The sequence below is a fragment of the Paraburkholderia dipogonis genome (genome assembly GCF_046027395.1).
Classification (GTDB): domain Bacteria; phylum Pseudomonadota; class Gammaproteobacteria; order Burkholderiales; family Burkholderiaceae; genus Paraburkholderia; species Paraburkholderia dipogonis_A.
The window spans coordinates 60,159-73,939 of sequence record NZ_JAQQEG010000040.1; the positions used below are offsets into that span (position 1 = coordinate 60,159).

Sequence of the window (13,781 nt, forward strand, 5' to 3'; positions counted from 1 at the left end):
GTTCTAATCGACGTTGCAATTCACCGCGAACAAATACTACATGAAAATGGGCAGGCAACTCGACTGCATCCAGCGTACGTTACGGGCGTCACGGGAGGATGTTCTGCCGCGTTCCGAACATCTGCACGCTCGCCCTCTATGTGACGGATCCGGAAAGCATCCGTCACGCCGTGGATGCGGCCTGGCCGCTCGACGTGCTCGTCAATAACGCGGGGATTGGCGTGCTGAACGCCCTCGAAGGCACGTCGATGGACATCGCTCGCGAAGTCTTTGAAACGAACACCCTCGGCACGATAGCGATGACCGGGCGGTTCTGCCTCAGTTTCGGCAACGCAGAGGAGGCGTCGTCGTCAACGTCAGCTCGAGTGTGACCTTGAGGCCGCTCCATCTGCTCTCGGTTTACACCGCCAGCAAGGCGGCGATCAACGCGTTCAGCGAATCCGTCGCGCTGGAACTCGAGCCATTCAATGTGCGCATGCGCCTGGTCCTGCCGGGACGCGCGCCGCAGACCCGCTTCGGCGAGAACGCGCAGTCTCGCATGCAGAGCGGCGTTCCCGAAGCGTACGCGGATTTGGCGCAGCGCGTCTTCGCCCATTGGCAGCAGGAGTCGGCGGTCACACGCTCGCTCGATGTAGCGCAAGCCGTGTGGCGCGCAGCGAACGACCCATCGAGCCCGCTTCGCATCGCCGCCGGTGCTGACGCTATCGCGTGGGCCAATTCACGGTGAAGCGGGAACGCAAACGCCGATGTATGTCGTCGCGCCAGGGTTGACGTTGCTATCTGAGGGATTTCCGACAATTCATGCTGCAGCCGGCTATAGCTGCGCCAGCAGTTAAAAGCGCACGATCCATGATGCGAACGAGAGCGGACCACGAATTGACACGCGTCCGACGCATGGGCCGTTTCTGCTTGTCAAAGTGGTGGCGCCCAGGTCCGGGAAAATCGCCAACTGCCCGTCCACCTCGACCTTGGCGCGCCGACAGACCTCTATGCGGCGTTGCGTCAACCTTTTGCCTCGAGCGGCTGTCACGACTTCTTCGTACGCGGCAGCGCCGCATTCAGAAACGGATTGAAAGTGCTCGAACCGGCCGGCGTATCGGCTTTGTTCGAGCGACGTCGCTTGCCTGGTTGTGTGCTGCCGGACAGTTGCGCCAGTAGTTCATCCGCACTCGCGTCCTGGTCTGAGTCGGCCGTTTTTCTGCTTCTGGCGCGCGGCGGTTCAGCCTCTTTGGCAGTTTCACTCGCAGCGCTAGCCGAGAGCGCGGCTTGCGCGATGTGTTCGACCACCGTCATGAACGACGTTGAAGCCGACTGCAGATCATCGCCCGGAAGCATCGTCTGTACGACGATTTCATGCAGCGAGCGGCCATCGACCGAACGGCCAGCGGAAGTGCCATGCCAGTTGGCACCCGCTTGCGCGAACGCGCCAATGACACGCTCGAGCACCGCGGGCGACAGGACGCCGCCGTCGTAGAGGCTAATGACCACCCGCTCGAAAATTCCAAACGGAGTTGATGGAGAAGTTTTCGGCACGATTTCTTACTCCCTGGTGGCCCGTTGTTTAGCGCCTCGCAGTCAGGCGGTTCATGCCTCGTGAACTGAACCCCGGCACGCACCGCCATCACGGGAACAGCCGTTGCTCACTTCGTCTGAATTCAGTCCACGCATGCAATCGCGCGATATATCCATGAAACAAACTGGCGACGTACGTATCGGCATTTCCGGTTGGCGCTACAAGGGATGGAGAGATAGCTTCTATCCCCGTGGGCTGAAACAGGCCGCCGAATTGCAGTTCGCGTCGTCGCTTTTTCAGAGCATTGAAATCAATGGTACGCATTACAGCCTTCAGTCGCTCGACAGTTGGCGGCATTGGTATGCCGAGACTCCTGCCGACTTCGTCTTTAGTGTGAAAGGGGCGCGGTATCTGACGCATCTATTGCGTTTCCGCGACGACAGCGCGCGAGTCGCCAGCGCCAACTTTTTCGCGCAGGGCCTGCTCGCCCTGAACGAAAAACTGGGGCCCTTTCTATGGCAGTTCCCGCCTTCGTTCCGCTTCGAACCAGCGGCCATGGAACGCTTTTTACGTTTTCTGCCCCGCGACACCGCGGCCGCGCTCTCTTTGGCGGAGCAACACGATGAGCGGGTCAAGACGCCGTATGTCTCGACGGACCGCAAGCGGAGACTGCGCCATGCCGTCGAGGTACGCCACGCCAGTTTTATGGACCCTGCCTTCGTCGAGTTGCTCAGGCAGTACGAAACCGCGCTGGTTGTCTCCGACTCGACCGAACCGTGGCCGCTGGCGGAAGACGTTACGGCTGACTTTGTTTACATCCGACTGCATGGCACCGAATCGCGGTATTCCGGCGCCTACGCGGACGAAGCGCTAGACGACTGGGCCGCCTGGATCGACGCATGGCGCCGCGGTTCGCAGCCAGCCGACGCGCGGCTGATCGCGCCGCATCTTCATCCGCCCACTCGGGCACGGCGGGACGTCTACTGCTATTTCGACAACGATGCCAAAACACATGCGCCCTTCGACGCGCAGCGGTTGATGGAACGGCTTGGCCTGGAGGCAGTGCATTCGGCGGCGTAAGCTGAAGGCGCGCCTTCAGCGTGGGCAATAGCATCAGTTGGCCCGTTTGCGCTTACCGCTCAGCTTGTCCGCGTGTTGAAGGGCCGAGACAATCGCGTCGTACACGCGTTGCCGCGTTGCGGGATCAGGCGCGCGCAACGCGAACGACGGATGATACGTCGCAACAACCGTCCGCTCGCCCTGCTCGATCGTTTTGCCGAGCGCGTCCTGTAGCCGGGCGTGCGAATCGTCCAGCACCGCCTTCAGCGCAGTGGCGCCTAACGCGACGATCACGTGCGCCCCTGTACTCCGGAGTTCCTGCTCAAGCCAGTATCCGCACGCTTCGATCTCACGCTGACCCGGCGTTTTGTGCATGCGGCGCTTGCCGCGTGGCGTCCACTTGAAATGTTTGACGGCGTTCGTCACGTAGACCTCTTCACGCTCCAGCCCGGCCTCTTCGAGCGCTTTATCGAGCAGTGCTCCCGCCGGTCCGACGAACGGTCTGCCTTGCAAATCTTCGGCGTCCCCCGGCTGCTCGCCAATCAACATGATTGCCGCGTGTTTCGGCCCTTCGCCGGGCACCGCTTGTGTCGCATTGCGCCATAGCGCGCAACGACGGCATTCGTCTAATGTCACCGGTTGCTGGTCGCGCTCGACATCGGGATCGGACTGCGTGCTGCCGCGGGAACGGCTCTTCGGTTTGTCGTCAGACATGGTCGGTTTTGGAGAGCCGCAAAACGTTGCGCGGCGTCGAAGGATGCAACGCCTGCTGTTTATGATTGCATGCCGCTATGGTTTGATCTGGCAGCAAAACACAGGCCCGCTGATTGACGTTCGCCGCACGGCGCGACAATGCGTGAGGCTCCGTGATGGCGAATTTCGCGCATGCACCTTGCTCTTTGACTCCGACGGCATGCATCTTGCGGCAGGCTTCAAACAGCGCCAACTCTGGTCGACCGCGTTGCATGGGACCAGAGTAGGCGCTAAAGCGCCAACTCTGGTCGACCGCGTTGCATGGGACCAGAGTAGGCGCTAAAGCGCCAACTCTGGTCGACAGGAGACAGGCATGACCGAACTGAAAATCGAACGCCTACGTCCCACCCAGCTGACACACGGCGCGCGGGAGGTCCGCGAAAAAATCAAGCAATACAAAGCGCTGAGCGGGCACGATCTGGAGATGGCCATCGCTGAGAAACCAATACCTGTCGTCTACGGGCCCGGCGACGCGGCGTTTGCGATCGATCATCATCACGTGGCCGCCGCCCTCTGGCACGTGGGCATCAAGTCTGTGCCGGTCGTTTTGGTCCGGGATCTTTCCTCTTATTCGCAGGCGTCTTTCTGGCTCAGCATGGAAAACGAACGGTGGACGTTCCCGTACGACGCACAAGGCAGACGTCGGCCGTTTTCCGATTTGCCGGAACACATCTGGGCGCTGCCCGACGACGAGTACCGCAGCCTCGCGGCGGCAGTCCGCGATGCCGGCGGCTATGAAAAAACCAATGTCCCTCTGGAAGAATTCCGCTGGGCCGACTTCTTTCGCTCGACTCTGCCGTGGCCCGACAGCGACGAAAAATTCGCCGCGCTAGTGGACGAAGCAATCAGGTTGGCAAAGAGCAACGCCGCGCTGGGACTGCCCGGCTACCTCGGTCCGGACACGGACGGCTAGCTTCTGCACCAAAAAAACCGGCCGGCGTGAGCCGAATGGAGAAGAAACCGCCATGAAACTCGTCGATTGGAATGTTCAATGGGGACGTGGCGTGGACGGCCGGGTCGACCTCGCCCGAATCGTGCGCGAAGCGCGCGCGCTGTGCGATTTCGACATCCTCTGCATGCAGGAAGTCACGCGCGGGTTTCATGAGGGCCCGGCGTCGGGCGGTTTGGCCGGCGGGCCATCCGCCGATCAATTCGCCGAACTGGCGGCATTGCTTCCGCAGTTCACGGTGCTCGACGCAGTGGGCGCCGATCTTCCGGCGCTCGGCGCGAGCCACCATCGGCGTCAGTTCGGCAATGCGCTCGTGACGCGGTTGCCCGTCAGGCGGGTGTTGCGCCATTCCCTGCCCTGGCCCGCGGATCCCGCCAAGCCCTCGATGATGAGAGCGGCGCTCGAAGCCGTGATCGAAACCGATATCGGCGCGATACGGGTGATCTCCACACATCTCGAGTTCTATTCGGAGAAGCAGCGGCTCGCACAACTCGCCAGATTGCGGGAGCTGCACAGGGAAGCGTGCGACCACGCACGAGCGCCCGCCAAAGCAGAAAAAATCGACAGCCCGTTTTCCGACACCGTGCGGCCTATGAGCGCGGTTGCCTGTGGTGACTTTAACAGTGCATTCGAAAGCAGCGCGTATCGCCGGATGCTTGCACCGATTGCCGATGCCCCGCGTTTTATCGATGCGTGGGCCAGCACGCACCCTCGGGCGCCGCGCGCCCCGACAGCGGGTTTATATGATCACGAGCAGTGGCCGGACGGTCCATTCGCCTTTGATTTCATTTTTGTAACCGAGGATCTGACATCGCGCATTGCAGCTTGCGAGGTCGATCCGCACAGCGAGGCCTCGGATCATCAGCCGATGTGGCTCGAATTGCACCAGGCCGTCCATAGCGAACGCAGTGTGTCCAGATCGGCTTGATCGTCGACAATTCGCGCAGCGCCTCGACGAAGAAGGAGTGTCTGAGATCCCGGCGGCTCGGAAATTGCTCGCCCCCAGGACACTGAAGGCAACGAGCCGACGGGAGAACAACATGGAATATCAGCGACGCAACGCAGGCTCCCGATTCAGCCGAGCAGGCGGCGCAGTGGCCGTCATGAGGGACGCCGTCGAACGATTTTCGTCGGACCGGTGCGCGATGATGGGCGCGAGCATCGGTTTCTACTCTGCGTTTTCGCTGGCTCCGACTTTACTGATCGTCCTCGCGATCACGGGCTGGTTCGTCGGCCGCGACATCGCGCAGGGGCAGTTCTTCGGTCAGATCAGGCAGTTGCTAGGGAATGAAGCTGCCAGTGCGATGCAGGCTGTCGTCGAACACGCACATCGTTCGAGCGGTAGTGGCATGGCTGCGGCGTTCTCTGTCGTGCTGCTTCTCGTCGGGGCGTCGGCGACGTTTTCCTGCCTGAATACAGCACTCGATGTCGTCTTTGCGGCGAAATCGCCTAAAGGCCTTGCCGGCCTGGCATGGGTGATACGCGCGCGACTCGTCTCGCTCGGCCTGCTCATGGGACTCAGCTTTCTGCTGGTGGTCTCGCTGGTCCTCGACGCCGCGATACAGACAGCCGGCAGTGCTGTTTTCGGTAGCTCGACGCTGAGCGTTGTTGCCGACGTCGCGCAGTCGATTTTCGGCCTCGTGATACTGACTTTCGGCCTCGGCGCGCTGATCAAGTGGCTCCCCGACAAGCGGGTCAACTTCCGTTCCGCGTTGATCGGCGGCGCCGTCGCGGCGTTGCTGTTTACCGTGGGCAGGCACCTGTTCGGTTTATACCTCGCGCACGCCGGCACGGCAGGCGCGTTCGGCGCAGCAGGCTCGCTCGCTGTGCTGATGATGTGGCTATATTTTTGCGCCATCGTTTTTCTTTTCGGCGCGGAGGTCACTGCTTCGCTGTGTCAAACACCGAAAGACGGTAACGCCGCGGACGTCAAGGCTCGCTTGAACGCAGCGCATTGAAAGAACAAAAAGACCGACCGGCGAACCTAGGATAGTCAAAGGCCGCGAGTGTGCGGTGTCAACTCTCTATATGGCGCGCGAGCCGGATCAGGAGCAGCGCGATCTGCCGACGGCGGAAAGTAGTTCGGATGATCGGATCGGGCAGCGCCGAGCGGCATCTGCGAGCCACGCGCCCTAAACGCTCCGGCAGTGTCGACTGCTTGCTCCGGCAGTGTCGACTGCTACCGTTTTTTTCGACCCACTGCATCCGCATCTCCGCCGGGCACGTCCTGCAGTTGCTCTTCCGGCGCGATCCGGCCGCCCCGCTCCCGTTCCGCCGATTGATCGGCGCTGGGTTCAGGACTGTCCTGCGCATCATCACCCTCGGCTTCGATCTGCCGGCGCGCTTCCTCCCAGTGCTTTTCCGCGTTGCTGTCCGGTGACGGATCGTTTTCCCAGAGCTGATATGCCCGGGTACGAATGCGGGCTTCGAGATCGTTGTCCATAGTGCGTTTCTCCATAAAATGCGCGCGGCAGCGTCGTCCGACATGTGCGAACCTCGAGCTGTGCGGTCGCTGCCTGATAACACGCCGGCCCTTCTCAACGGCGCAATTAACATGCCCATCGATGCATCGCGAAGCAGCGGTTTTCACACTGCCTACGATGCTTTGCACAAATTGCAATGCACCGTAAAAATTCGCTGGATACGTGTTTCTTCTATAAACCCCTAAGGGCCCTAGCCAAACCATATCGCTGGTTGCCCTTCTCCTCGACTAAGCAGTCGCAGCATGGCAATAACACGCCACGCCCCCGCGCGCAGAATATCGCCGATTTGGGCGCGCCATCCTAACGTTCGATGAACTCGCGGACTATAACGATACTCATACAGCGGACGTCCTGCGAGCAGCCGATCGGCTCTGGCTCCTGTCCCGCATGACCGGCCATCCGGAGTTCAGAATGCAATCCACCGACGAGCAGATCGAAGCGGCACCGGACGGTCCCGCCGCGAAGGCGCTGACGGCTCGGGACGGCACGCCACTCCAGCACGATCGTTACCGGCTTACCGTGCGTGCAAAGGCAGGCAACTTGAGGGTAGTTGCCGCGTGGCAGGTTCTCGGTTGCGAGGCGCCCCAGGCGGACCACGTCCGGATCCGTGTCGACCGTCGTCACGGCTACGAAGAAATGACCATTACGTTCGTGGCGGTGTCACCCGATACGCTCGCGGCGATGGTGGGCCGCCTGAGCGCGCTACCGTGGGCGCTCGATGCGTACTTTTGTCCCTGTGCATTGCCTCAGGGGTAAGAATTTTTCTGCGGGATTCCGCCGGCTGACGAGTACCTCGCGCGCACGCGCGCCGCGCTCACCGGATCGCCTGAGGAACTCACGAATCCGTGTCCGCCCTCGGCGATGACGCACTGTTGCCAATGCCATTATGCCCACCCGGAATAGCGATTCCGCTGTCATCCTTGCGCGAGCATCCGCCACATGACGCGGCAATGACAACGATGAGAAGAATTCTCGTCAATGTGCTGACCATTGTGATCTCCACTCGCATAGCGCACGGGATATCGTGCGTACGGCCCGTGACCATGTGCGGGCGTCGCAGACTGCTCACGGACAGATGCTTCGGGCGGAGCCTTCGCAGGCGCTTCGGATGATGTCTACGCCCGCGCCGACTTACTTCCCTTCGATGTCGCCCCAGCCCTGAGCACCAATCAACGGTACAAAACGCACAAGGTCGAGCATTTCCTCGTGGTAAGTCGTGCTGCTGTCGCGAGTCAGCCGGATCAGCCGCTGATGCTCCGGACCCGGACCCACCGGCATCACGAGCCGGCCCCCTATCTGCAGTTGCGCGCTCCACGCGGGTGGGACGCCCGGGCCGGATGCGGTGGCGACGATTGCATCGAACGGCGCACGCGCCGGCAGCCCGAGTGTACCGTCCGCGGTGTAGACGTTCACGTTGTCGTAGCCGAGTGTGCGGAGCCGGTCCATGGCGCTCTCAGCCAGTTGCGAATGACGCTCGACCGTATCGACGTGTGCAACGATTTCCGCGAGCACGGCCGCCGCGTAGCCGGAGCCCGTGCCGATTTCCAGAACACGGTCGTCCGGCTCGAGCCGCGCCGCCTGCAGCATCCGCGCGACCATAAACGGTTGCGTGATGGTCTGGCCGGCTTCGATCGGAAGAGCTGCGTCCGCATATGCCCATGCGCGCAGATCGGGGCTCAGAAACGCCTCGCGCGGCACGCGCCGCATCGCGTCGAGAATGCGCGGCTCCGCAATGCCGCGCGCGATCAGTTGCCGCTCGACCATCGTTTCGCGCGACGCCGCCAGATCTTCATGCACAGTGCTTCTCCCCTCGTTGTGCAGCGGCTCGCTGTCCCGGGGGCTGCCTAACCCTACCTCACGATAGCGCGGAAAATGCCAGAAGACATGACCTCAGAAAGAAGACAGGTGCTTCGCGGCAGAATTCCGATTTTGATTCATGACCCGCCTATCTTTTTTCAGCAACTGACGTGCCTTAGGGTCGCGTGCACGTTCAGGTCATCACGCCCGCATACTCCGATGAAAGCGCCGGTCGACATGGGAGAGGATGCTGCGCGACAGACGCGCCGCGCGTCCCTGAATCATGCGGTCGGAGGCGCGCGAGAACGCATACGACGCGGCGAGCACCGCCGGCACGGTCGCGACGAAGAGCACAAGTGACGTCCCCCGGTCGGTCTGCCGGAACACGCCCTCGAAAAAGTGCAACGTCGCCTAGATGCAGATGAAGTGCCACAGGTAGATACCGTAGCTTTCGCGGCCGAGCGCGTCGGCACAGCGGCGGATGTACGTGCCGCGAGCATCGTCGCCCGGCGCGGGGCAGTTGCGCGAGCACACAAATAATAGAAACGCGACTGCGCTGCACGCGGCGAACACCAGCGCGAGTTCATGTGCTTTCGCGAGCCACACGCCGAGCGCCGCCGTCGCGAGCGCGAAACCTGAGGCAAGCGAAAAAATCAGCCACGCTGTGCGCCGCGTCACACTGGACGTGCCCGTCAGATGCGAGCGGAACGCGTACCATGCCCACATTCCAACGATGCCACTTCTTCCCTGCTGTCAGGCAGGCGGTGAACCGCTATCTGGAGTCACATCCGGTCGGATGGCACGATTGGGAGGATCAGGCGTAGACGCCTCACTGGCTTGGTAGCGGACACGGACCGGCAGAATCCGCGGCCGCTGACCGCGCCTGCAAGCGCGATAACGCACCTCAATGGCGGGCGCTGCTCCAATGCCGCCAGTGGTGATGATGCCCCATCTGTCTGAGTCGTTTTCGACGCATCTGCTCCTGGTGATAGTGAGCGGCGACGAACACGGCTGCTGTCGCCATCACGAACGAACCTACGACGATTGCCACTGCTTCATTCATCGGAACCTCCGTTGCTGACTGTCCGCTTCATTGCAGGTGTTGGCCGCCGTTGATTGCAATGTTGGCTCCGGTCACGAACCCGGCTTCGCGCGAGCACAGGTACAGCACGAGTGCGGCAACTTCGTCGGGCTGTCCGAGCCGGCCGACCGGAATCTGCGGAATGATCTTCGTCTCGCGGATTTCCTCGGGGACCGCCATCACCATCTTCGTCGCGATGTAACCTGGTGAGATAGTGTTGACGGTGACGCCTTTCTTTGCCACCTCGAGCGCCAGCGATTTCGTGAAGCCATGCATGCCGGCCTTCGCCGCGGCATAGTTGGTCTGACCGAAGCCGCCCTTGGAGCCGATGATCGACGACACATTGATGATGCGGCCCCAGCCACGCTCGACCATGCTGTCGCACACCGGCTTCGTCATGTTGAACACCGAGTCGAGGTTGGTCCGGATTACCGCGTCCCAATTGACCTTGTCCAGCTTCTTGAAGCTCGCGTCGCGCGTGATGCCGGCGTTGTTGATCAGGATATCGACCGGTCCAACTTCGGCTCCGATTTGCGCCGCGCACCTGTCGCACGAGTCGTAGTCGGCGACATCGACCGCGTACGCGCGGAACTGTCGTCCCTGCGCTTCCATCCGAGCGAGCCACTCGTTCGCACCGGTGTTGGCCGGCGAACAGGTGACCACGACCGCATACCCGGCGTCATGCAGCTTGACGCTGATTGCTTCACCAATGCCGCCCATTCCACCCGTCACCACCGCGATCTGCTTTGCCATCGAATCGTCCTCGCAAAAAATCGGCCTCGTAGATATCTGGAGCCGCACTGCATTCAGTCAAGAACTTGATGAATTGGAAACCGGATCTAGACACTCCGTAAGTATTCCTTCATATAAATCGAGTGTGGCAACACGGGCATCGCTGCCCGCGTCGGCCTTATCCCTTCGCGCCAGCGGCTACGGGAACCTGCTCGGCGTTGCGTCGCGCGGCCTTTGACGCTGTGGCTGTGACTGCATCGAAATTATTCCCGGCGACCTGCACGGCCTGCTGCCCGGTCTTCTGCAGCGTTTCGTACAGGGTCGTGGTGGCGGTGATCGCGGACTTCCACGCAGCGATCGCTGCTTCGGAACCTGCCGGAGCATTCTTCGCCGCTTCCTCGATGAATGCCTGCACACGTGCGTTGTACCGCTCGTACTGCGCCTGTGCGAATTGCGTGACTTCAGCCTGTGTAGTCGCTGCGATATCGAATACTTGCCGGCCGTATGACAGCGATTTTTCGGTAAACGGCCCGGTGAAACCTGATTGCAGCGCGAACCATTGCAGCGGGTCTGTCGTGCCGGGCGCCTTCGTCAGATTCTCCTGCGCCTCGGCCAGCGTGGACCTGACGACCTGCAGGTTCAGCGCGGCCAATTTTTCGGCGCCTTCAAAGACCTTCCCGGTCAACCCGAAGAATGCGTCGAAGCTGGCCTTGGCGGCAGCGGCTTGCTCGGGACTCGATAGAGCCATGGTTGAATTCCTCAAAATTCGATCCGGTGCACGAAACCCCCGATAGGACGGGTGTGTTGCGACGGATCGCGATGGTGGATAAATCAAAGCGCAAGGACGCCCGTCAGGCAGAATGCGTCGCGAGAACTTTGACGGTCGTTACATCAACAGGCACTACAAACCAACCCGCAACTGAGACGTTCCGTTCATGACTGTTTCTTCGGCGTGCTCACCGGGAGGCGCAGCCGCAGCGATTTAGCGCATCCGGGCGACGGCCTTGAGAATGGAATCGCCATCGCTTGTGACGTGAGCACGAGGGCGTCCTGACGCAAAGTTTTCCAGCGATATGAGTTGCCGCTCCAGCAGCGTATCGAGTTCAGCGCGGCCCAGTTCGAGCTGGTCCGGTGCGTCCTTGATGAGCATCAAGGTGGCGAATTCATGGGGACTCAACATAGCGTCTCCTCGATTTAGTCTCTCTGCGCGGAGAGCATTAATTACCTCTCCTGCGTGAATGCCGGCAAATATTCCTGCCGCCCCCTCCGTGACGCAATCATGCGAGAAATCGAATCACGGAGACGCCATCATAACCGCTCAATTTTTGAACGCAATATGTGAAATGGCTTTTTTACGGCCATCGGTTTTCTTTTTATATCGGAGGGGAAGGCATTGCCTCTCCGATCCTTCCATGTCACCACGGAAACGCCCGACCGGCCTGGCTTACATCTATCAGGATTGCATAATACTGTTTTAATAGTTCACTTACTTAATGACGTCAATTCATCGCAAACGCATTGTCCGGTTTATATGTGAATCTCGTATTTATAGGCCGCCAGCCTATTGTCATCATTACCCCAAAATTGCGAAATATTTATTACAGCGCAGCTAATAGACTCGTTGCGCCGGGTGCAACAAGGGCTACCGCTGGGGAGCGCTCGGCGGGCGATGTCGGCCGTCTGCGGTTTCGCTGGGAGCAGTCAAATACTGGCTTGGGGCGGTACGTTTTGCGTCTCCGACAGAGGTATGATGGTTGTTGCTGGTCACATCAGCGTAGGAGGAAATCATGCCCTCAACCCCGACCACACGTCCTATTCACCGGCCTGGAATTCCGGACCATCCCGTCCGCGGCGTTACGCCGGGCACCCGGTCGCCGGCTCCTGAACCCGCGCCACGCACCAAGGTCGATCATCCTGATGCCGCAGAAGCGGAGCCGGTGGCGCACGAGCATCTGCCGAGCAGGTCGGATGACAATTGAGCTCTCTGCGTGTTTGGCGTGACGCCGCCGGCCGTGTTCCGTGCAGCCGACCCGGACAAGCATGAGAAGCTCGCCGGCTTTTACAACGCGGCGGGCACGTCAGGATCCGCACGTGGACGTGCGTCGCAGTCAGCGCGGCCAACGGCCATGTTCGAGATCGATCAGACTAAATTTTTTTGCAAACGTGGCGTCTTTTCCAGAACCGGAAGCACCGCTGACAAGTCTGACGGATACCCTTGTGCATATCGCTGGCTCCTGCTCCGCGCGGCCAGTTCGGCCACGAATGATCTATAACGATATGGCGTCGCGGAGTCGCCGGGCTGCGTGCTGCCCTGCCAGCCGAACCCGAAGTCGGCCATTCACCCGCGGAGGTTTGGCGAACACAGCCTGAATCCATGCTGTGTCTGTTCGAATCGCGATTAGCCAGGTATCGGAGGCAATCATGAAGTACGAGTACGGCGGCTGGGTCATTGACGCAACCCCGGAATTTTCGCTTGGTCAGTTCTTCGCGCATGCGCGGATCATCCGAGCGTCGCCTGACGACGATGTGGACACTGAAATGCACATCGAGCGCAATCTTGCCTGGTTCGAAACCGAAGACGAGGCAATCGAGGTCGCGCGGCAATGGGCCATTGATTGGATCGACGCGCGCGACGATAACCTCACTTTCACTGAGGCTGCTCCATTGAGCCGGCAGAACGATATGTCGGCGAAGGCCCAGGCCAGATGAAAGTCCGGATGCCGTGGCCCTGGTGCGGGACGCTGGCCCTGTGGCCATTGCGCAACGCCTGCGTCAGCGATGACCCAGGCCCGCTCCACGGAAGACACGGCAACGCGGCCGCTCGTGAATATTCAGACGAGACACCTGGTTGCTTCAGAAACTCGGTTGTGTAGGATCGATTCCAACGTCAGCGCCCTATGCGCGGCGTGTGTCTTCGGGCCGCAGCGATGTCTGCGGCTTTTTTTCGTTTCTGAAATCTCGCCAGCAGCCAGTATCTTGTGCGAGCCGTTCGGCGGCATTGACTTCGACGGTACAGACGGTACTGATGGTACAAAAGGCCGGCGTAAGGACAATCCACCAATCAGAACTGTTCAGTAACGAACTGTCGTCAGCGCGCGAACGTGTCGTCGACTACGCGCTGCCCGGCGCTATACCCCGCCATGAGCGCTTCGGCCTGGGTCGGGAACGGTTGCTGGATGGTCGCCCCGAGGCGAATCGGCGCAACCACGGGGCGCGTAGCGCCCACCGCACCCATCGTTCTGACTTGCACGACCGCGACGAAGCCACGCGGAGGCAGCAGCGTCACGCTGCCTGCGGTCTCCCATACCGGCTCTAACTCCACGGTGACCTCAAAGCCTTTGTACCCGTAGATTCTTTTCATTGGCGATCCTGCTTGTTCTACCCGGTCCTGAAACCGTGGAATGCCCCTGCTGG

At 60.8% G+C, this 13,781-nt stretch carries 18 protein-coding genes and 1 pseudogene; 7 read left to right on the forward strand and 12 right to left on the reverse strand.

Going from position 1 to position 13,781, the window contains the following annotated elements; translation table 11 throughout:
• Window positions 1-76: 76 nt before the first annotated feature.
• Window positions 77-727 (forward strand): annotated as a pseudogene (locus PQR32_RS32630) (SDR family NAD(P)-dependent oxidoreductase); the annotation flags it as partial.
• A 299-nt stretch (window positions 728-1,026) separates the two neighbouring features.
• On the opposite strand, the gene PQR32_RS32635 reads toward PQR32_RS32630, so the two are convergent.
• Entirely contained in the window at window positions 1,027-1,533 is a 507-nt protein-coding gene (locus PQR32_RS32635) for a hypothetical protein (RefSeq protein ID WP_408236975.1), read from the reverse strand.
• Window positions 1,534-1,687: 154 nt separating this feature from the next.
• Between PQR32_RS32635 and PQR32_RS32640 the strand changes: the two genes are divergently transcribed.
• Complete coding sequence (locus PQR32_RS32640) at window positions 1,688-2,593, forward strand: DUF72 domain-containing protein (RefSeq protein ID WP_408236978.1); 906 nt, start codon at window positions 1,688-1,690, stop codon at window positions 2,591-2,593.
• A gap of 33 nt (window positions 2,594-2,626) precedes the next feature.
• On the opposite strand, the gene PQR32_RS32645 is transcribed toward PQR32_RS32640, so the two are convergent.
• Together PQR32_RS32645 and PQR32_RS32650 are read right to left on the reverse strand one after the other, a co-directional pair.
• The gene (locus tag PQR32_RS32645; protein WP_408236980.1) at window positions 2,627-3,286 is read right to left on the reverse strand and encodes a UdgX family uracil-DNA binding protein; all 660 of its coding nucleotides are present in this window, start codon (window positions 3,284-3,286) and stop codon (window positions 2,627-2,629) included.
• Window positions 3,279-3,518 (reverse strand): hypothetical protein, encoded by a 240-nt coding sequence (locus PQR32_RS32650; RefSeq protein ID WP_408236983.1) that lies wholly within the window; start codon window positions 3,516-3,518, stop codon window positions 3,279-3,281. The genes PQR32_RS32645 and PQR32_RS32650 overlap by 8 nt, the downstream gene beginning before the upstream one ends.
• A 120-nt stretch (window positions 3,519-3,638) precedes the next feature.
• Between PQR32_RS32650 and PQR32_RS32655 the strand changes: the two genes are divergently transcribed.
• From PQR32_RS32655 to PQR32_RS32665, 3 genes are all read left to right on the forward strand, one after another.
• The gene (locus PQR32_RS32655) at window positions 3,639-4,238 is read left to right on the forward strand and encodes a ParB-like protein (RefSeq protein ID WP_408236986.1); all 600 of its coding nucleotides are present in this window, start codon (window positions 3,639-3,641) and stop codon (window positions 4,236-4,238) included.
• Between the two features lie 52 nt (window positions 4,239-4,290).
• Window positions 4,291-5,202, forward strand: coding sequence for an endonuclease/exonuclease/phosphatase family protein (locus PQR32_RS32660; protein WP_408236989.1), 912 nt, complete (start codon window positions 4,291-4,293; stop codon window positions 5,200-5,202).
• 112 nt (window positions 5,203-5,314) lie between these two features.
• Window positions 5,315-6,232, forward strand: a complete 918-nt coding sequence (locus PQR32_RS32665; protein WP_408236992.1) for a YihY/virulence factor BrkB family protein — start codon at window positions 5,315-5,317, stop codon at window positions 6,230-6,232.
• Window positions 6,233-6,453: 221 nt separating this feature from the next.
• On the opposite strand, the gene PQR32_RS32670 is transcribed toward PQR32_RS32665, so the two are convergent.
• Window positions 6,454-6,717, reverse strand: a complete 264-nt coding sequence (locus tag PQR32_RS32670; protein ID WP_408236995.1) for a DUF2934 domain-containing protein — start codon at window positions 6,715-6,717, stop codon at window positions 6,454-6,456.
• A 451-nt stretch (window positions 6,718-7,168) separates the two neighbouring features.
• Between PQR32_RS32670 and PQR32_RS32675 the strand changes: the two genes are divergently transcribed.
• Entirely contained in the window at window positions 7,169-7,513 is a 345-nt protein-coding gene (locus tag PQR32_RS32675) for a hypothetical protein (protein ID WP_408236998.1), read from the forward strand.
• Between the two features lie 375 nt (window positions 7,514-7,888).
• On the opposite strand, the gene PQR32_RS32680 is transcribed toward PQR32_RS32675, so the two are convergent.
• The 7 genes from PQR32_RS32680 to PQR32_RS32710 form a co-directional block, all read right to left on the reverse strand.
• The gene (locus PQR32_RS32680; protein ID WP_408237001.1) at window positions 7,889-8,554 is read right to left on the reverse strand and encodes a protein-L-isoaspartate(D-aspartate) O-methyltransferase; all 666 of its coding nucleotides are present in this window, start codon (window positions 8,552-8,554) and stop codon (window positions 7,889-7,891) included.
• A gap of 201 nt (window positions 8,555-8,755) precedes the next feature.
• Window positions 8,756-8,908, reverse strand: coding sequence for a hypothetical protein (locus PQR32_RS32685; RefSeq protein WP_408237004.1), 153 nt, complete (start codon window positions 8,906-8,908; stop codon window positions 8,756-8,758).
• A 57-nt stretch (window positions 8,909-8,965) separates the two neighbouring features.
• Window positions 8,966-9,280 carry a hypothetical protein gene (locus PQR32_RS32690; RefSeq protein ID WP_408237006.1) on the reverse strand — a complete coding sequence of 105 codons (315 nt, stop codon included), beginning with the start codon at window positions 9,278-9,280 and terminating at the stop codon, window positions 8,966-8,968.
• Between the two features lie 178 nt (window positions 9,281-9,458).
• Complete coding sequence (locus tag PQR32_RS32695) at window positions 9,459-9,617, reverse strand: hypothetical protein (RefSeq protein ID WP_408237009.1); 159 nt, start codon at window positions 9,615-9,617, stop codon at window positions 9,459-9,461.
• Window positions 9,618-9,644: 27 nt separating this feature from the next.
• Window positions 9,645-10,388, reverse strand: coding sequence for an acetoacetyl-CoA reductase (gene phbB, locus PQR32_RS32700; protein ID WP_408237012.1), 744 nt, complete (start codon window positions 10,386-10,388; stop codon window positions 9,645-9,647).
• A 157-nt stretch (window positions 10,389-10,545) separates the two neighbouring features.
• Window positions 10,546-11,115, reverse strand: a complete 570-nt coding sequence (gene phaP, locus PQR32_RS32705; RefSeq protein ID WP_408237015.1) for a TIGR01841 family phasin — start codon at window positions 11,113-11,115, stop codon at window positions 10,546-10,548.
• 234 nt (window positions 11,116-11,349) lie between these two features.
• Entirely contained in the window at window positions 11,350-11,547 is a 198-nt protein-coding gene (locus tag PQR32_RS32710; RefSeq protein ID WP_408237018.1) for a hypothetical protein, read from the reverse strand.
• A gap of 1,241 nt (window positions 11,548-12,788) precedes the next feature.
• Here PQR32_RS32710 and PQR32_RS32715 point away from each other — a divergent pair.
• Window positions 12,789-13,076 (forward strand): hypothetical protein, encoded by a 288-nt coding sequence (locus PQR32_RS32715; RefSeq protein WP_408237021.1) that lies wholly within the window; start codon window positions 12,789-12,791, stop codon window positions 13,074-13,076.
• Between the two features lie 379 nt (window positions 13,077-13,455).
• Here PQR32_RS32715 and PQR32_RS32720 read toward each other — a convergent pair whose 3' ends face one another.
• Window positions 13,456-13,728, reverse strand: coding sequence for a hypothetical protein (locus tag PQR32_RS32720; protein WP_132374139.1), 273 nt, complete (start codon window positions 13,726-13,728; stop codon window positions 13,456-13,458).
• Window positions 13,729-13,781: the final 53 nt, after the last annotated feature.